The following is a 17,437-nucleotide window of genomic DNA, read 5'->3' as shown; positions in this document are numbered from 1 at the left end:
GTAGAAGAACGATAATCAAAAATGGAAACGCACATTTCCATACGGTAGGCCATCATTCCGAGTCGTGAATCAGCCACTACTACCGCCTGACTACCTTGCGCGGCTCCGTCGCGAAACTGAGCAAAAGCCGGTCGAGTATCCGTGCCGCACGACCGCGTGCACGCCCGGGGCTCTTCGCGTGCGCCACCAGAAGCGCGCCCTCCTCGAGCGATGCGACGAGCATGTGCGTGAGCTCGGCAACGGGCAGATCGTCGATGCTGCCTTCTGCGATGGCATTGCGCACCATCTCGTTGATCAACGCGATGCTGTTGTCCTCCTGGATCGCGCGCAGTGTCCGCCAGCCCAGGACGACAGGCCCGTCGACCAACATGATGCGCTGCACCTCGGGTTCGAGTGCTGACTCGAGGAAGCCGTGAAGACCAGCGCAGAGTCGCTCCCACGAGTCCGCTCCGCGCGGTGGGGAGGACAGCGACCGCAAGGTGAGGTCCCGCTCGACCTCCTCGAACACTGCGCGGAAGAGTTCGGCCTTGTCTTTGAAGTGGTGGTAGAAGGCGCCGCGGGTGCCGACACCCGAGGTCGTGACCAAATCGCCGATGCTGGTGTTGAAGTAGCCCTTCTCCACGAACAGCATGCGCCCGGCATCGATGAGGTGACGCCGGGTTTGATCTCCGCGAGCGCGTCGTTCGGAGTCCGTGCCACCACGCTTGGCCATGCCGAGCATGCTAGCAACATTCACCGTGTAGGTTAGCGGTTGCGGACAACCTGCATGTTGTACGTTGCTGAATGTGGCAGACGAAGATGTTCGCGCGTACGGATCGGTCGCCCCGCTGAAAGTCGGCCTGCTCAACGACTATCCGACGAGGTCCAGCACCGAGGACGACACGCTGGACACGCTGCGGCTGGTCTTCGAGGAAGCGGTCTCGGCGGGACTCGTCGATCGGCCGATCGAGGTGGTGCGCCGCGACGTCATCGGCCTGCCCAACGGGACGTACCACGCCGTCGAACGCGGTTACGACGAGCTGGTCGCCGAAGGCTGCCTGGTGATCTTCGGCCCGTACGTCTCCGACAACGCAGTGCCGCTGTCCGCGCACGCCAACCGGGTGGGCAAGGTCCCGAATCTCATCCTGTCGGGATCGGAGGAGGCGCTGGGGGAGTGGACGTTCGCGCTCAACAACGGGTCGATGCCCGAGGAGCCGGTCATGCTCGCCGCGGTGATGCTCGGCGATGAAAGGTCGCGTATCGCCATCGCGTATGAGGCCTCTCTCATCGGCAAGGAGTATCTCGCGTTCGCCGAAAAGGCTTATTCCGCAGCGGGATTGAAGGTTGTGGCCACGGCGGCCATTCCGCAGGTCGAAGCGGACAAGGCGGCGGTGGTCGCCGAACTGAGGGCGGCCGGCCCCGATGCGCTGGTGCACGTCGGGTTTGGCCACGGGCTGTGGGGCTTCTCGGACGCTCTCGAGAGCGCCGGCTGGGATCCGCCGCGCTACACCACGACGGCGTTTGAGATGGCGCACATCAACGCCGAGTGGATGCGCCACCTGCGCGGCTGGATCGGTCTCGACAGCTACGACGAGCGCAACCGTGTCGGTCAGGCCTTTCTCGACCGGTTCGAGGCGCGTTACGGCCGACGACCGGCGCACTCGATGCCCGGCTTGTGTCACGACGTCGCGACCGTGATCGCCCGGGGCCTGGCGGCGGCGAGGCCGCTGACCGGCGAAGGGGTCAAACACGGAATCGAGCAGGTGAAGCTCGTGCCGTCGGCGAGCGGAGCTCCGGGGACGTTCCTCCGGTTCGGCCGTTACATCAGGCAGGGTTGGCTGGGGTCCGATTACCTGATCGCGCGCCGAGTGCTACCGGACGGAAGCGGACACGTATTCCACGCGGCGCCGAGCGACAACATCTCGCGCGCGGTGAATTCCCACCGAGACTGAGCCTGTGCGCGACGATGACGCGAAATCTCCTGCAGAAGATCAGTTTCGGCGTTGACTTCCCAGCTGGATCGCCCCGAACACCGGCGCCGTGACGATCCCCGGTGGCTGGGCCCTCACGTAGGGAATCGCCCGGACCGCGCCCATCGCGATCATCAGATGCCCCGGTTGCGCGTGCTGCCCGCTGGGTGCCTGGCCGTCCCAGCCGACGTCGAGCGCGAGCTCGAAACTCGGTTCGCCCTTGATGACGGCGCGGATCAGCGGCGCCTTCTCTCCCGGGGCAAGCGGCGTGAGGCCCCACTGGGGCAGGTCCCGCGTGAGGACCCATTCCTCGTGGATGGCCAGCAGCGGACGGCCTGACCAGTGGCCGACCCATGAGAACCGTTGGCCGACGACCGTTCCCGCCTCGATAGTGCCTGCCGGCACCTCGAGGTCGTGCGGAAGCGTGGTGGCGTCGACGGAAACCTCGACGTGCGACAGCGTGACGCCGAGAACGTCGGCGGTGGCGTTGAGCGCCTGGCGGTATGCCATGTCGAGCTTCTTGATGATCGGCGAGTCGACGCTGACGTCCTCGGGCGGCCTGCCCATACCCATCAGATCGACGAGCATGGGCCGGCTGTCGACCGCCGAGACATCGGTCGCTTCGTAGAGGTCGATCCGGTCGATCGACTTGCTCAGTCCCGTCACGGTCGCCACCAGCCGTTCGAACATGAACCCTGGGTTCTCGCCCGCGGCGTGGAAGCGGGACTGTCCCGCCCGGGATGCTTCGACGAATGCGGCCTCGGTCTCGGCACCGTAGGTGGGCAGGTGGTTGTAGGACGTCGTCGTGATGACGTCCGTGCCCGACGCGAGCAGTCGGCAGATGTCGTCGGCGTTGGTGTCAACGGCATGGGCCTTGCTGGCGGCATGGATGACGACGTCGGCGCCGAGTCCGAAGATCTCGTCCTTGTCGGTGGTGGCGAGCACGCCCGTCGTCGGCGGCAGACCGCACAGTGCGCCGGCGTCCAGCCCCTCCTTCGCCGGGTCGTACACGAGGACGCCGACCAATTGAAAATCGGGGTTCTCAATCAGTTCGGCCAGTGCAGCGCGACCGACGGCGCCCGTGGCCCATTGGACGACTCGAGTTGCCAATCGAACGCTCCCGGTGTGCTTTTCGCTGATGCTATGCCTGGCCTCGGCCAAACGTACATGATGGAGGTCGGCAACCACCAGGGTGTATGTTGATAGCGGCCGATCCGCAGTGAGGAGTCGTCGCATGTTCGAGCCGGCGAGCGTCGAGGATCTCGAGCAGAGCATTCGAGACGCTCAGGACAAATTCAATGCGGGCATGGGCGCCGACGGTGACGCCAGCCCGTACCCCCTCCTCAAGGAGCTGCGGGCGCAGGCGCCGGTGCATGCCGGGTGGCCCGAGATGGGCATGATCGGCAATTCGGGAGACGGCCCGCCGACTTTCACGGCGTACACGTTCGACACGGTCAAGGCGATCTTCACCGACAACATCACCTTCAGCACCCGCTGTTACGAGGACGTCGTGCGGCCACTGCAGGGCCCCACCATCCTCGAGATGCAGGATCCCGAACACGCTATATACCGCAAGCTGCACGAATTCGCCTTCGCGCGCTCATCGATGAAACGGTGGGATACCGAACTCGTCGGCCCGCTGGTGGACCGAACCCTTGCCAAGATCAAGGACGCCAAGCGCGCCGATCTCGTCGACGCGGTGTTCATGCCCATTCCGGTGCGGGTGATCGCAGCCTTACTGGGGCTTCCCGATTCCGATGTCCTGCACTTCCACCGACTGGCGATCGACCTACTGGGCTTCCGCGGCGACATGGACTGCGCGATGCGGGCCTCGGCGAAGATGAAGGAGTACTTCGTCGGGATCCTTGCCGACCGGCGCAAGGAGCCGAAGGACGACATGGTGTCCATTCTCGCGGCCGCAGAGGTCAACGGCGTGAAGATGTCCGACGAGCAGATCTACGGATTCATGCGCAATCTTCTGCCCGCCGGCGCCGAGACCACGTCACGCTCGACCGCCAGCCTGGCCTACGCACTGCTGACCCATCCCGATCAGCTCGACGCGGTTCGCGCCGACCGCAGCCTGTTGCCGCAGGCCATCGAGGAAGGCATCCGCTGGGAAACCCCGCTGCTCAATTTCATGCGCGAGGTCACCCGCGACACCGAGATCGGCGGAGTCCACGTACCCGCGGGCGCGACGATGATGCTCAGTCTCGGCAGCGCGAACCACGATGAAACGCGGTGGAACGAACCGGAGAAGTTCGACATCTTCCGGGAACGCAAGCCGCACATCGGGTTCGCGCACGGGGCCCACGTCTGCCTGGGTATGCATCTCGCTCGGCTCGAGACCACGAAGATCTTCAACGCCCTGTTCGACGAATTGCCCGGACTCCGGCTCGATCCCGACGCGCCGGAGCCCTACATCACCGGGACGATGTTTCGCTCGCCCCCTCGCCTCGACGTCGTGTGGGATTGAGGTGGCACGCATATGACACGAGTAATTCAGTGGGCGACCGGTGTGACGGGAACGATGGCGCTTCGCCACATCCTCGGCCGGCCCGATCTCACGGTCGTCGGCGTTCGTGTCTACGATCCGGCAAAAGCCGGTGTCGACGCGGGCGCGCTGTGCGGCGTCGGCGAGGCCGGGGTCCTCGCCAGCGACGACCGCGACGCCATCATCGCCACCGATGCCGATGTGGTGCTCTACATGGGCAAGGTCGAAATCGACACCCCGGGCTGCTTCGCCGACGTCTGTGACCTGCTCGCCTCGGGTAAGAATGTGGTCGCCACGGGCAGCAGGTTCATCCATCCGCGCTCACTGCACGAATCGCTGGCCGACGGCATCGAAAATGCCTGTGAGGCAGGGAGATCCTCATTCCTCGGGGTGGGCCTGTACCCGGGCTTCTTCGGTGAGTCGATCGCGCCTCTTCTGTCGCGGCTCACCCAGCAGACGAACCGGATCACCGTCCGCGAAGTGCTCAACTACTCCACCTACGCCAGTCACGACCTGATCTTCAATGCCATGGGCTTCGGTCACGCGCCCGATGACACCACCCCACTGCTTGCCAACGCCGAGTATGCGGCGAGCGCATGGATCGGCAGCGCGACGGTGCTTGCTCAGGCGCTCGGATTGCGCATTCGGTCGGTCGAAGGGTTCCGCGAGGTCGTGACGACGCCGCGCGCGTTGACCGTCGCCGCGGGCGAGATCCCTTCGGGCACTGTCGGTGCCATGCGGTTCGGCGTGGTCGTCGACTGCGGCGAGACTACGATATCGGTCGAGCATCTCACCCGCATGGCTGACGATCTGGCTCCGCACTGGCCGAACGAGATCGGATACGATCTTGCCTTCGAGGGCGAGCCGAACATGCGGATACACCTCGAAATCGGTTCTCCCGGTGAGGACCACGCCGAACAGGGCTGCTTGGCCACCGCGATGCACGCGATCAACGCCATACCCACAGTCGTCGCGGCCGAGCCTGGGCTGTACGACCTGTCGGGCGTCGCGCCGTTCGTCGCGCACTGGACCAACCGCAGCGACTAGCTGTCGCTCCTGTTTCCGAATCCTGTGTAGCTGCGAATGAGTGGCAGGTCCGCCATCGTGGCGAACCCCGCGGGCGCCGCGCAGACCGCCGGGATGGCATTGACGACCTGCATCGCCACCGTGATGAGACCGGCGCGGACGTGCTCTGAGATCGATGCCTCACGCGAGAAGCTGGCCAGCGGAAAGAAGTGCGTGCGCATGGACGGGTCGCCCTCGATGGTCAGTGTCCAGCCATCGAGCGGTCGCGGCCAGTGGTCGGGATATTCGCCGCCGACGGTCCAGAGCGTTTCGAATTCGATCAGCGGCTCACCGCGGCGATGGCCGATGAAGTTCCAGCGCTGTCCGGCCGTGCTGCCCTGCCGCACCACGTGATCGAAGACCTGGAGGTCTTTGGTCGCCGGAACCGTCTCCAGGGACACCGAGACGTCGTCGATGTCGGCGTTCAAGCTGTCGGAGATGAACCAGGTCTGCTCGACGAACAGCTTGGTCAGAAAACTCAGGTAGCTGTTTGCCGTAGGGGTCACCTCGTCGACCGGTCGGCCGAACCACATTCCGTCGAAAGTGATTCCGGTGCTCTCCCACAGCGTCCAATCAGCCCGCTCCTGGAGGGTCAGGCGCTCGATCGTGCGGCTCATGCCCGATAGCGCCAGCGGCAGCACACCAGACAAATTGCCTGGGTTGAGTCCACTGCCGTGGATGGTGCTGTTGCCCTTCTTGCACGCCGTCAGGACCTTGTCCCTGTCGGCCTCGGGAATGCGCCGAGGATGGAACAGAAAAGACGGCGTTGCCACGTTTTTGCCGCTCTCGAGCAACGCACAGACATCGTCGAGGTCGGTGAAAGACGGTGCGTACAACACGAGGTCGGCATCCAGCGCGAGGATTGCTGCGACATCGGTGGTGGCGGCGACGCCGATGGGAGCTCTGTTGACGAGCGTCCCGATGTCGACCCCGTTCTTGGCCTCGGAATACACGCGGGCGCCGACCAACTCGAGGTCGGGGCGGTGATCGAGGATGGTGGTGATCATCTCGGAGCCGACCCCGCCGGTGGCCCACTGAATGACGCGCAATGGGCGGCTGCCGGCGGTCACGGGGCGGCCCCCTTCGAAACCGTCACGGTGCGACGATACACCGGTGATAACGTAGATTCTCACAATCGGCAAATGGAATTCTCGACAGGAGCGTGCCATGGACGATGTGCTGAAGTACCGGGGCAAGTCGGTGGTCGTAACGGGTGCGGCGTCGGGCATGGGGCAGGCGACCGCGCAGATCCTCGTCGATCTCGGCGCGGAAGTCACCGCCCTCGATATCAAACCCACGACCGTTTCCGTTGCCCGGGCGCTACAGATTGATCTGCGCGACCCGAGGAGCATCGAAGAGGTCGCGGCGTCCATCGACGGACCTGTCGACGGGCTCTTCAGCTGTGCGGGGCTGCCCGGTCCGCCGTTCAGCGAATGGGACACGATCCTCGTCAACTTCGTCGGGGCGCGTCACCTAGCCGAGCAGCTCGTGCCGAAGATGGCCGAAGGGTCCGCCATCAGCGTGATTTCATCGTCGGCCGCGATCGGTTGGCAGGACCACATCAAGGTCATCACCGGGCTGCTCGAGACGAAGGGTTTCGAGGCTGCCGTCGAATGGCTGACCGCGAACGAGAAGTTGTGGTCGTGGAGCGGCTATGCCTACTCGAAGTACATCATCGACGCGTGGGTGGGTTGGTGGTATCCCGAACTGGGCCGCCGCGGCATTCGCATCAACTGCATCAACCCGGGCCCAACCGAAACGGCGATGATGCCGGCCTTCCAGGACCTGATGGGCAAGGACACCGTCGATCAGGCGGTCGGACCGGTGGGACGATATTCGACTGCCGAGGAACAAGCCTGGCCGCTGGTCTGTCTCGGCAGCCCACGGTTCAGTTATGTCGGCGGTGAGGTGCTGTGGACCGATGGCGGTTGGAACGGCGCCATGACGATGGGCCGACACCATGCGCAATGGGCCGACACGGCGGCCGCAGAGATGTCGAAGAACAGCTGAGCATCCCGGACACGCCGAGCGCGCAGTCTTGTACACGACACGCCGGTCCCCATGTACAAGACTGCGCGCGCGCACCCTTGGTTAACAGACCGCAGCGACTCTAATCCCTTGACTGGCAACATCTATCGGCCGGCGCTCAGGCGGGGGGCGAGGTGCACGATGTCGCTCACGACCGTGGGGTTGGCGCGAGACATCGCGATCAACGACAGCATGGCGTTGGCGACGTCGTTGACGGCTGACATCTTCGCCGGAATCTGACCCTCCTGGGCCCAGGCCCGGTAGAGATCGGCGAGTAGGTCGCGGTCCGCCCCGCGGAGGATTTCGGTGCCCTCCGTCGGACCGACGCTGACACGGATGACGGCCAGTTCAGGATGCTCGGCCCGCCATGATCGCAGGATCTCGTCCAGCGCGGCCTTGCTGGCGTGGTAAGCGCCGACGCCGGCGCGCGGCCTGCCGACATCATGGCTCGACGCGACGAGCACAACCGCGTCGTCGGCGAGGTGGGGGAGCGCCGCGCGCAGCACATGCGATGCGCCTACCGCGTTGACGGCGTAGGCGTGCAGCCATGTCGTGACGTCGGTCTCCTCGATCAACGCGAACGGAACCACGGCGCTGGTGAATACCACCGCGTCGAGCTGACCGAACGTGGTGGCCACCTCGTCTACGACCCGCTCGATCGCGCGTGGATCGGCGACGTCGAGCTCGTGCGCGGAACCGTCGAGCTCTTCGGCCAGTTCGGACAGGAGCTCGACGCGTCTGGCCGCGAGCGCGACACGCGCGCCCCTGGTGTGAGCCGCCCGCGCAAGCGCGTGACCGATGCCCGAGGATGCGCCGATCACGAGCATCCGCGCGCCCTCGATGTTGGAGTGTCGATCGCTCATGCCGTGCTTCTCCTACCTGATTCTGATTCCGTTTCCGCGGATTTGATGATCGAGCGGATCGTTCGTCGGCACCTGCCGCAGTCCGATCCGGCACCGCAGGCATCAGACACCTGACGCGATGTCTTGGCGCCCGAGGCGACGGCATCGGAAACCGCCTCGATCGTTATGCCGAGACACAGGCAGACATACATCAGTGCAGATCCGTCCCGGCCGTCTCGGCCAGTCGCATCGCGTGGACGAACCGCCCAACGAAGACCGGCGGATATGCGCCCACGCCGGCCGATGTCAGCCATTCCGAAGCGATGTCGGAGTCCGCGACCCACTGCAACGCGGTGCGGGCCGTCGCCAACTGATGAAGGAAAAGCACTTCGCGCGGGGTGTCGAAGGCGCGGTACACGAGTGTTCGGCGAATTCCCGAACGGGCGAAGTCGGCTAGTGAGTCGCGCACGCGGGCCATGAAAACCTCGACGCTCCGGACCCGGGTGACGGCGGCGACCACCACCTCGGTGCCCGGCGCGGGTGGCTCGCCGAGGTCGAAGCGCTCGACGACCTCACCGGCGAAGACCGCGGGAAGGTCGTCGATACCGACCGCGTCGAACCACTCGAAGAAATGCGGCGAACGGAGCAGGCCCAGCAGCGGCCGCTCGGTTCGGATACCGATGACGACCAGGACCTTCCCGGGGTCGACCACCGACTCGTACACGAACGCATACCGCGCGCCGAGATCGCGAAGACTGTCCTCGTGCTGCGCGAGTACCGGCCCCACACGCTCGGATTCGGCGATCCGGAACTCGACGGCGAAGATGAAGCTGCGAACGGCGGCTGGGGCCATTGCCGCCTCCTTCGATCCCGTTTGACGCAGGTGCACCCGAGGGTCCGCGATGTGAGAATTCATATTCTCATACAGGTGTTTCTGGCGGTAGGCGGCCGTGACATGGGTGCTCGGCGGCGCCCATTGGGAGCCCGGGGCGGGAGAAATCCGCCAAAATGACGTCCGGTAAAGCCTATTCTCACGGTGTGACCTACAGGGTGAAGGTTGAGCCGTATTACGACCCGTTCGACTTCGACATCGACGACGATCCCTACCCCGTATGGAAGAGGCTCCGCGACGAAGCGCCGCTCTACTACAACGACAAGTACGGCTTCTACGCGCTGAGCAGGTACACCGACGTCGCCCGTGAGCTGGCCAACTGGCAGGACTACCGCTCGGGCAAGGGCACCACCATCGACATCATCCTCAACGGCGTCGAGGTACCGCCGGGCATCATCCTGTTCGAGGACCCCCCGATCCACGACTTCCATCGGCGCCTGTTGTCGGGTGTGTTCACACCGCGGCGCATGGCGGCTATCGAACCGCTGGCGCGAGAGTTCTGCCGGCGCGCCTTGGAACCCCTCGAGAACGCCGAGACGTTCGATTTCATCGCCGACCTCGGCGCATGGATGCCGATGCGCACCATCGGATACCTGTTGGGCATACCGGAGGACAGGCAGATCGCCATCCGTCAGAACACCGACCGGCTCCTCGAACTCAAAGACGGCGAACTCGTCGATGCGGCCGACGACATGCTGACTCGGCAAGGCTCGATGCTGGAGGAGTTCATCGACTGGCGGTACGAGCACCCATCGGATGATCTGATGACCGAACTGGTCAACGCCGAGATCGAGGAACGTGACGGTAGCCGTAGGCGGTTGACTCGCGGAGAGGTGCTGACCTACGCCGGCACACTCGTCGGCGCAGGAAACGAAACGACGACGCGGCTGATCGGCTTTGCCGGACAACTGTTGTCCGACCACCCGGACCAACGCCGCGAACTCGCGGCGGATTTCAGCCTCATCCCCGCGGCGGTCGAGGAGGTGCTGCGCTACGAGGCACCCTCGCCTGTGCAGGCACGATATGTCGCTCGTGATGTCGAATTCTATGGCCAGACGGTCGCCGAGGGCTCGGTGATGCTGCTCATCAACGGTTCGGCGAATCGGGACGAGCGACAGTACCCGGACGCGGACCGGTTCGACATCCACCGGCAGGCCACTCATCTGTCGTTCGGTCGCGGAATTCACTTCTGCCTCGGCGCCGCGCTCGCGCGGATGCAAGCGCGGGTGGCGCTCGAGGAGGTGCTGAGCCGATGGCCCGACTGGGAAGTCGATTACGGGGCGGCCAAACGCGCTCACACCTCCAGCGTCAGAGGGTGGGCCACGCTTCCGGTGGCGGTGTGAGTTGACCAATACCGTTGACCGCACGCCCAACTCCGCTCCCGGAGAACCGGCCGAGGCGCACCTCTCGCCGTGGCCTGCCAGGATCGGATGGTCGCTGTTCTTCATCGCCTACCTGGCGTTCGCCGTAGTGACGATCGCGAACATCCAGACAGGTCTGCACGGGGACCCGAAGAAGGTGAACCCGAATCCCGGCCCCGATCCGTATCCGCCGTTTCTCGGCTTCGACAACTGGCCGCTGGCCGTCTCCATCAGCTCGATCCCGTTGGCGATCGGTCTGATCGCCGTACTGGCGTGGTTGTCGTGGCGGCAGCGAAAGGTGCACTGGGCGGTCATCATCGCGTTCGCCGGCCTGATCACCGGGGCGCTGGACCCACTGGCGAACTGGGCGACGTTCGCAATATTCGACCCGCGCATGTTGCACTTCCCGCTGTCCTGGCCGTACGTGAACATCTCACCGAATCTCGAACCGGCGCTGGCATTCCTCGGTGGTTACGCCGCTTACTATCTGCTGAACGGTCTGGGCTTTTTGAAGCTGCACGACAGGCTCTTGGATCCGCTGATGCGTCGCGTCGGCTGGTTGGCGCCGCACAGGCTGCTGCGGGTGTTCATCGGTGCGACGATCATCGCCGTCCCGATCAACGGCCTCATCCAGTTCACCTGGATGCGAGCCGGAATCTTCTACTACACAGAGGCAGTCGGTCCGGTGCTGCACATCGGGCACATCCACTTTCCCGTGATCATGGCGGTGTACGACGCCCCGATCTTCGCCATGGTTGCCGTGATGTGCGTGCGGGACGAGAGTGGCGAACTGATGTTGATCAACCGACTCGCACGCTGGTTGCCCGCGAGGCGGGGGCGCGCAAAGGTGACCCTGACTCGGCAGCTGTTGGTATCGGTGACGGTAGGCCTGGTGTCGTTCGCTCTGCCGCTGGCCGTGTTGGCGGGGCTGCGGGAGGCAGGTCTGTCGCGGCCCTCCTTCGATCAGAACCCGTATCCGGATGTGAACCTGTACGACCCATACGGTCATCTCGAGGAAGCCGGCAAGCCAGGACCGTTCTACCGCTGACATGGTCACTTCCACGATGACGAGAACTGTTGCCCCGCAGGGGTGAGGAGGTAATACACCGTGACCGACTTGTCCGGTCGTCGCTATCGAGTTGTCCACGTCGGCACCGGGTTGACCGGCAGGGAGGCGTTGCGCGCGGTCATCGAGGACCCCTCGCTCGATCTCGTCGGACTGAAGGTGTCGTCACCGGAAAAGGCCGGTATGGACGCGGGAGAACTGTGCGGCGCACCACCGATCGGAGTGCATGCGACCGATGACCTATCGGCTGTTCTCGCGCTGAAGCCCGACTGCGTGACCTACTGCGCGACCGCCGTCCGACGCGAAGAAGAGGCGATTGCGGACATCGCCACGTACCTCAGAGCCGGGATCAATGTGGTGACCTTCTCGCTGATCCCGATGATCTATCCCCCGGCCGCACCCGCGCCGTGGCGAGAAGCCCTGGAACAGGCTGCAGCTCAGGGCAATTCAACGTTCTACGCCACCGGCAGCGAACCGGGGTTCATCAGCCTGAACATCCCCACGGCTCTGCTGACCGGAGCGGGCCGAGTCGACTCGTACCGGATGGACGAATACGCGGTCGACCTCGACAAGGCGTACCCGATATGGGACGTCCTTCATGAGTCGATGGGATTCGGTAAGCCCGACGGCCATGTGCCGGTTCGAATCGCGTCGGGGAAGGTCGACAAGGACTGGAGCACGGTGGTGACTTACATCGCCGCTATCCTCGGATTCGAACTCGATGGGATAGAGCTGGATTGGGAGACGCTGCTCGCACCGACCGACCTTGCGACGGCGCTCGGTGTCATCCAGGAGGGAACGATCTGTGCGCACCGGTGGCAGCTCGCCGGGATCGTGGGCGGCCGCCCCGCGGTCGCGGTTCAATACTTCGCGACGGTCAGCAGCACGCCGTGGCCCGATCGTTGGCCCAAACCGGCGCGTGAAGGCCAAGGCGGAATGGTATTCCGCGTCAACGGCAATCCCAACATGAACCTCGAACTGCATCTGGAACAGTCGGACGAGGGCCGGGTTAATCCCGGTGTCGCGGCCACGGCGCTCGCGGCGGTGAACGCCATTCCGAGCGTCGTCGAAGCCCCACCGGGCGTGATCTCCAGCCCTCTGTCTGGGCCGTCGGTTGTCACCCGGCAGTCGAACGCTTAGCTGCCCGTCACACCGACGTCCACCGGAATGGCGGCGGCCGTGACAAATCTCGCCTCGTCGGATGCCAACCACGCGACGGCGCTGGCGATGTCCTCGCAGGTGGTGATCGCGTCGGGCATAAGTTGCTTTGTGAAGCCGGGCCGCAGCGCCGGATTCGACTTCGCCGCCTCGGCCATCGCCTCGATCATTCGACCGCTTCCCATCGGCGTCGCCACCGAGCCGGGGTGCAAGCTGTTGACTCGGATGTGGTATTTGCCGAGTTCGGCGGCGAACGAACGGGCCAGCGCCGTCACAGCGTGCTTGCTGGCCGTGTAGGCGATCATGAACGGCTCCATTGTGAGGCCGGCCGCCGAGCTGACGAGGATGATGGAGCCACCCCGCCCGCCGGCGATGATGTGTTTGGCCCCCGCCATCACCGTGTTCCAGGTACCGACGATGTTGATGTCGATGGTGTCCTGGAAGTCACGCGGCGACACCTGATCCCACGCGGCCGGCACACAGATGCCCGCGTTGGCGACGATGACATCGAGCCGTCCGAGCTCTGCGACCGCGTTGTCGACAGCTGCGCAAAGCCCGTCGTGATCTCGAGTGTCGACGACCGCCGTCACCGCCCGCCGGCCATTGGCTTCAACCATTTTCGCCGTCTGGGCCAGATCGTCAGGTGTGGCGGAATCGTAGGGGACACTCGGTGGTAGCGGCCCCGCGATGTCGACGAGAATGACGTCGGCACCATCGGCGCTGAGCCTCTCGGCATGAGCGCGGCCCTGTCCGCGCGCCGCCCCGGTGATGAGCGCGACCTTGTCGGTCATGTCTGGCACACGCGCACGCTACCGCACCTGAGAATTCGGATTAACGGTTTTGGAGAGCGTCCGTTGCGTAAGTGATAGCTTCACCGATCATGGGTGTTCTCGACGGTCAGACGGCGTTCGTTCTCGGTGCATCGGCGGGTATCGCCCAGGCCTCAGCCAGACTGCTGGCGATCGACGGTGCGACGTTGTACTTGCTGGGGCGATCCATGAAGCGGCTCGAAGCGACGCGCGACCGAATTCATGAGGCCGCGCCGGACGCGGAGATCGTGCTGCAGAAGGGGGACCCCGAAGACGAGGACACCGTGAAAGCGGCGGCACAGTCCGCCCACGATGTCCACGGTCGGTTGAACATCGTCGTCGGCACGGTGGCCGGCGGCGGCACGGGCCGCTCGTCGAACAGGACCTCGAAACCTTCACGAATTTCGTGATGGGCAACCTGCGTTCGAACTTTCTGGCGTTGCGCTATTCGGCGCCGCTGATGACGGACGGCGGCTCGATCGTGTTCATCTCGTCGACATCCGCCAAGATTCCGATGGAGGGGTTGGGTCACTACTCTGCGGGCAAGGCCGCGCTCGAGATGTTCATTCGTGTCGCCGCCTCAGAACTGGGCCCGCGCGGTATCCGGGTCAACGCGGTACGTCCGGGTTTGACGGAAGCGGCCACTACTCAGGGCTACATCCACCTCGAGGAGTTGACGAGCAGCTTCCTGGAACGGGTACCGCTGGGCAGGCTGGGTGTCTCCGATGACATCGCTCCCGGCGTGCGCTACCTGGCAGGACCGGAATCCGGCTGGATGACTGGCCAGAGTTTCGCGATCGACGGAGGCAATGAGGTGCGGGGCGCACCTCGCGGACCGATGTTCACGGTCTAGCCGAAGTCCAGCGCGTTGCGGGGGGCCGTGATCGGCAGATCCAGCGACGTGGCGATTCCCGGCGCCGCGTCGACGACGTAGGGGATGGCGTTGACGACCCGCATGGCCGTCGCCTCCATCGCGTTGGCGTTGGCCGACTCTGGCGTGTCCTCGGTGCCGAGGTTCAGGTCACACCGGATGTGGGGTTGCCCGTCGATGATCAGCCGGTAGGTGCCGTTGGGCGCCGAGGCCCACTCGGGTGCCAGGTCGGGCGCCATCCGATTGATGTGGTCGATGGTGATCACGGGGTGGCCGTCGACGATGCCGGTGGTCTCGGCCCGCACCGCGCCGCAGGTTCCCGCGGGAATGGTTCCACACGCGACATGCAGATCTCGCGGAGTGAGCACCCGCTCGTAGGACTCGGTGACCTTCTCGAGCTCAACACCAAGAGCTCTGGCCACCAACCCGATCGGCGGTCCCCAGGCGAACTGTTGGGCACCGTCGAGTTCGAGGAGCGGCGTGAAATCGAGGGGTTTGCCGAAACCCATGGCGTCGATCATGAGGTCCCGGTTGGGGTATGCCGAGTAGTCGAAGATCTCCTGCGCCCGTATGGACCGGATGGTGTTGGACAGCGTGCTCAGCAGCACCGCGAGTTGGTCGCCGGCGAAACCGGGTTCGATACCCGACGTGTAGATCGTGGCTCCTCCGGACAACGCGGCGGCACGGACCTGATCGGCCAGCTGCGGGATCCACCTGTCGGGGAACATCATTCCCGGGGTGTTGGTGGTCACCACGTTGAGTCCGGCATTGAGCAGACGGAGGTAGTCGCGCACCGCGGCGGCGTCCATCTCCGGGCTGGCCGCGCCGTAGACCACGCAATCGGGCCTCGCGGCGATGATGTCGTCGAGATCACCGGTGGTGATCATCCCGATCGGGCCCAACCCGACGATCTCGCCGGCGTCGCCTCCAACCTTCTCGGTGCTGTGTACCCACACCCCGACCAGGTCAAGGTGTGGCCGGCGAGCGATCGCACGGATCGACAGGCTGCTGATCCAACCGGTGGATATGACGGCGACCCGTAATGGCTTGTCAGTCACGGATTGAGCTCCTTCGGTATCCCAGAGCGGGGATCGGGGAGGTGGCCCGGTTCCAATGCCTCGTCGCGAATGTACCGGAGTGAGAATGCAAGTTTCCGAGAATGGAAAACCATCTTCGCGAGAGCTACCGGGCGCACCACGGTGTCCGGGCCGAACGCCGACGCTGCCGCCTCACTTCTCTGACAAGAGATCACTGAGCTGCTTGGCGAGGTCCGACTTCTTGACCTTGCCCGTGGCAGTGAACGGCAGCGCCTCTTTGTCGGTGACCCAGATGAACTTCGGAACCTTGTATGCCGACAGGCGGCTACGGACATCTGCCCGCAGCGCTTCGGCATCCAGCTGCGCGTCGCCCCGCGGAACCACCGCCGCGGCGACGATCGTTCCGCTGTGGCCGTCCTCGGCACCGATGACATACGCCTCGAGAACGCCGTCGCAACTCGACAGGGCCGATTCCACTTCTCCCGGTGTGACGTTGGTTCCGCCACTGGTTTTGATCAGGTCGCCCAACCTCCCGGTGAACTTGATCCAGCCGTCGTCGGACTGGATTCCGCAGTCACCCGTGCGGTAATAGCCGTCGGGTGTGAACACGTCCTCACGCTCACGCTTGTACAGCCGCTGCATGAGCGAGTAGCCACGCACCCAGATCTCGCCGTTGCTGCCCGGGGGAACAGGGTCTCCCGTCTCCGGGTCGACGAGAACATGCGACAACCCCTCGATCGAATAGCCGCCCGTCACCGAGCGATCGGCCGGCTGCGGTGGATACGGGTCGACGCCGATGTGATTGCCGCAGAGTTCGGTCATCCCGAGCGCATTGGGACCTTTCGGCCGGCGCTCGGGGGGCACCATGGCGGGCATGCTGGTGCGCTGGACCGAGCTGAGGTCGCGCCTCGCGAAGTCCGGGTGCTCGGCCAACGACTGGCCTTGTTGTGGCCAACCCAGCGTGATGGTCGCACGATGACGCTCGATCAACTCGAGCGCGTCAGCCGCGTCGAACGCGGGCTGGGTCACCAGCGTCGCACCGTGGTGGATCACGGCGTGGATGCCGGTGATCAGGCCGCCGACCCAGAAGAACGGCATCGCCGTGAACATCACGGTGGTGTTCGTGACGCCGTAGTCGAAGGTCAGGTTGTACGTGTGGCGCACCAACGTACCCTGCGTGTGCACAGGGCCTTTCGGATCTCCGGTGCTACCCGAGGTGTAGATGATCATCGCGTCGTCGGCCGGCGTCACGCACGACTCGACCTCCGCCAAGAAGTCGGCGCCGTATCGCGTATCCGCGCTGACGGACAGCGTCGTCGCCCACGCCCGGTCACAGCGTCCCCACACCGCGATCGTGCGCAGAAACGGCGCGCCGGTGACGGCCAGGTTGCCAGGACTGCCCTGGTCGGCAAGGCCGGGCAGCGCTTCCTCGAGGCGGTCGAGGAAGTTGTGGCCACGGAAGCTCGAGAGGGCGAGGATTGCGCGCAGATCGGCGTGGCGGGCGGTCCAGGCCAGCTCAGACGCCTTGTAGAACGTGTTCAACGGCACCGCGACCGCGCCGATGCGCGTAATCGCGAACCAGGCGACCGCCCAGTCGACGCTGTTGGGCATCAGGATGCCGACGTGGTCGCCCTTTCCGAAGCCCTCATCGAGCAACGCCGTCGCCAACCGGGCCGACCGCTGGTCCAGGTCGGCGTAGGTCAGCGTCTGACCATCCGAGATGAGAAACGGCTTGTCTCCGAACTGCGCCGCAGACGATCTGACGAGGACGGGGATCGTGGGCGTTAGTGTCGGAAAAGGCACGGGGTGGATTCCTTAGCGGTCCTGCGCTCGGACGGGGACGGGCTGGTCTCAACAGGATAGCCATC

16 protein-coding genes and 1 pseudogene are annotated in these 17,437 nt (G+C 64.9%); 8 read left to right on the top strand and 9 right to left on the bottom strand.

The features are described from left to right. Positions 1-79: 79 nt before the first annotated feature. Positions 80-712, bottom strand: a complete 633-nt coding sequence (locus A5752_RS05980) for a TetR/AcrR family transcriptional regulator (RefSeq protein WP_067083395.1) — start codon at positions 710-712, stop codon at positions 80-82. Between the two features lie 73 nt (positions 713-785). Here A5752_RS05980 and A5752_RS05975 point away from each other — a divergent pair, with 73 nt between their 5' ends. Continuing rightward, on the top strand, positions 786-1,931 hold the full coding sequence (locus tag A5752_RS05975; RefSeq protein WP_067083293.1) for an ABC transporter substrate-binding protein: 1,146 nt from the start codon (positions 786-788) through the stop codon (positions 1,929-1,931). A gap of 39 nt (positions 1,932-1,970) precedes the next feature. Here A5752_RS05975 and A5752_RS05970 read toward each other — a convergent pair whose 3' ends face one another. Further along, on the bottom strand, positions 1,971-3,059 hold the full coding sequence (locus A5752_RS05970; RefSeq protein WP_067083291.1) for an NAD(P)H-dependent amine dehydrogenase family protein: 1,089 nt from the start codon (positions 3,057-3,059) through the stop codon (positions 1,971-1,973). 124 nt (positions 3,060-3,183) lie between these two features. On the opposite strand from A5752_RS05970, the gene A5752_RS05965 reads away from it, so the two are divergent. Together A5752_RS05965 and A5752_RS05960 are read left to right on the top strand one after the other, a co-directional pair. Beyond that, positions 3,184-4,422: a cytochrome P450 gene (locus A5752_RS05965; protein WP_067083290.1), complete on the top strand. Its 1,239-nt coding sequence runs from the start codon at positions 3,184-3,186 to the stop codon at positions 4,420-4,422. Positions 4,423-4,434: 12 nt separating this feature from the next. Continuing rightward, the gene (locus A5752_RS05960) at positions 4,435-5,487 is read left to right on the top strand and encodes an NAD(P)H-dependent amine dehydrogenase family protein (RefSeq protein WP_067083287.1); all 1,053 of its coding nucleotides are present in this window, start codon (positions 4,435-4,437) and stop codon (positions 5,485-5,487) included. On the opposite strand, the gene A5752_RS05955 is transcribed toward A5752_RS05960, so the two are convergent. Further along, a complete protein-coding gene (locus A5752_RS05955; protein WP_067083394.1) occupies positions 5,484-6,512 on the bottom strand; it encodes an NAD(P)H-dependent amine dehydrogenase family protein in 1,029 nt (342 codons plus the stop codon). The genes A5752_RS05960 and A5752_RS05955 overlap by 4 nt on opposite strands. 160 nt (positions 6,513-6,672) lie before the next feature. Between A5752_RS05955 and A5752_RS05950 the strand changes: the two genes are divergently transcribed. Then, entirely contained in the window at positions 6,673-7,515 is an 843-nt protein-coding gene (locus tag A5752_RS05950; RefSeq protein WP_067083286.1) for an SDR family oxidoreductase, read from the top strand. 122 nt (positions 7,516-7,637) lie between these two features. Here the strand turns inward: A5752_RS05950 and A5752_RS05945 are convergent, their stop codons facing one another. From A5752_RS05945 to A5752_RS05940, 3 genes are read right to left on the bottom strand one after another with little or no spacing between them, the layout of a single operon-like run. Then, positions 7,638-8,396, bottom strand: a complete 759-nt coding sequence (locus tag A5752_RS05945; RefSeq protein WP_067083284.1) for an SDR family oxidoreductase — start codon at positions 8,394-8,396, stop codon at positions 7,638-7,640. Beyond that, positions 8,393-8,587 carry a (2Fe-2S)-binding protein gene (locus A5752_RS27020; protein ID WP_082963763.1) on the bottom strand — a complete coding sequence of 65 codons (195 nt, stop codon included), beginning with the start codon at positions 8,585-8,587 and terminating at the stop codon, positions 8,393-8,395. The genes A5752_RS05945 and A5752_RS27020 overlap by 4 nt, the downstream gene beginning before the upstream one ends. After that, the gene (locus A5752_RS05940; RefSeq protein ID WP_067083283.1) at positions 8,587-9,228 is read right to left on the bottom strand and encodes a hypothetical protein; all 642 of its coding nucleotides are present in this window, start codon (positions 9,226-9,228) and stop codon (positions 8,587-8,589) included. Before A5752_RS05940 ends, A5752_RS27020 begins: the two co-directional genes overlap by 1 nt. 155 nt (positions 9,229-9,383) lie before the next feature. Here A5752_RS05940 and A5752_RS05935 point away from each other — a divergent pair, with 155 nt between their 5' ends. From A5752_RS05935 to A5752_RS05925, 3 genes are all read left to right on the top strand, one after another. After that, complete coding sequence (locus A5752_RS05935; protein ID WP_067083281.1) at positions 9,384-10,610, top strand: cytochrome P450; 1,227 nt, start codon at positions 9,384-9,386, stop codon at positions 10,608-10,610. A 1-nt stretch (position 10,611) separates the two neighbouring features. Then, positions 10,612-11,676 carry a spirocyclase AveC family protein gene (locus A5752_RS05930; protein ID WP_067083279.1) on the top strand — a complete coding sequence of 355 codons (1,065 nt, stop codon included), beginning with the start codon at positions 10,612-10,614 and terminating at the stop codon, positions 11,674-11,676. Positions 11,677-11,916: 240 nt separating this feature from the next. Beyond that, positions 11,917-12,834 carry a dihydrodipicolinate reductase gene (locus tag A5752_RS05925; protein ID WP_067083392.1) on the top strand — a complete coding sequence of 306 codons (918 nt, stop codon included), beginning with the start codon at positions 11,917-11,919 and terminating at the stop codon, positions 12,832-12,834. Here the strand turns inward: A5752_RS05925 and A5752_RS05920 are convergent. Beyond that, positions 12,831-13,643, bottom strand: coding sequence for a mycofactocin-coupled SDR family oxidoreductase (locus A5752_RS05920; protein ID WP_067083278.1), 813 nt, complete (start codon positions 13,641-13,643; stop codon positions 12,831-12,833). The genes A5752_RS05925 and A5752_RS05920 overlap by 4 nt on opposite strands. Before the next feature lie 89 nt (positions 13,644-13,732). Between A5752_RS05920 and A5752_RS28205 the strand changes: the two are divergent. Further along, positions 13,733-14,514: pseudogene (locus tag A5752_RS28205) on the top strand (SDR family NAD(P)-dependent oxidoreductase). On the opposite strand, the gene A5752_RS05905 reads toward A5752_RS28205, so the two are convergent. Together A5752_RS05905 and A5752_RS05900 are read right to left on the bottom strand one after the other, a co-directional pair. After that, complete coding sequence (locus A5752_RS05905) at positions 14,511-15,590, bottom strand: NAD(P)H-dependent amine dehydrogenase family protein (protein WP_067083273.1); 1,080 nt, start codon at positions 15,588-15,590, stop codon at positions 14,511-14,513. The pseudogene A5752_RS28205 and the gene A5752_RS05905 overlap by 4 nt on opposite strands. Before the next feature lie 171 nt (positions 15,591-15,761). Further along, on the bottom strand, positions 15,762-17,372 hold the full coding sequence (locus tag A5752_RS05900) for a class I adenylate-forming enzyme family protein (protein ID WP_067083271.1): 1,611 nt from the start codon (positions 17,370-17,372) through the stop codon (positions 15,762-15,764). Between the last annotated feature and the right edge of the window lie 65 nt (positions 17,373-17,437).

Origin of the sequence: Mycobacterium sp. 852002-51961_SCH5331710 (genome assembly GCF_001665535.1) — a bacterium.
Taxonomy (GTDB): Bacteria; Actinomycetota; Actinomycetes; order Mycobacteriales; family Mycobacteriaceae; genus Mycobacterium.
The sequence above is the reverse complement of the archived record's forward strand: the minus strand, read 5'-3'. Positions and strand labels throughout refer to the sequence as shown.

Excerpts from the sequence above, each read along its gene's own strand:
- A5752_RS05960 (WP_067083287.1), top strand. The coding sequence starts at position 4,435 with ATGACACGAGTAATTCAGTGGGCGACCGGTGTGACGGGAACGATGGCG.
- A5752_RS05935 (WP_067083281.1), top strand. The coding sequence starts at position 9,384 with ATGACGTCCGGTAAAGCCTATTCTCACGGTGTGACCTACAGGGTGAAG.
- A5752_RS05920 (WP_067083278.1), bottom strand. The coding sequence starts at position 13,643 with ATGACCGACAAGGTCGCGCTCATCACCGGGGCGGCGCGCGGACAGGGC.
- A5752_RS05945 (WP_067083284.1), bottom strand. The coding sequence starts at position 8,396 with ATGAGCGATCGACACTCCAACATCGAGGGCGCGCGGATGCTCGTGATC.
- A5752_RS05950 (WP_067083286.1), top strand. The coding sequence starts at position 6,673 with ATGGACGATGTGCTGAAGTACCGGGGCAAGTCGGTGGTCGTAACGGGT.
- A5752_RS27020 (WP_082963763.1), bottom strand. The coding sequence starts at position 8,587 with ATGTATGTCTGCCTGTGTCTCGGCATAACGATCGAGGCGGTTTCCGAT.
- A5752_RS05940 (WP_067083283.1), bottom strand. The coding sequence starts at position 9,228 with ATGGCCCCAGCCGCCGTTCGCAGCTTCATCTTCGCCGTCGAGTTCCGG.
- A5752_RS05965 (WP_067083290.1), top strand. The coding sequence starts at position 3,184 with ATGTTCGAGCCGGCGAGCGTCGAGGATCTCGAGCAGAGCATTCGAGAC.
- A5752_RS05980 (WP_067083395.1), bottom strand. The coding sequence starts at position 712 with ATGGCCAAGCGTGGTGGCACGGACTCCGAACGACGCGCTCGCGGAGAT.
- A5752_RS05955 (WP_067083394.1), bottom strand. The coding sequence starts at position 6,512 with ATGATCACCACCATCCTCGATCACCGCCCCGACCTCGAGTTGGTCGGC.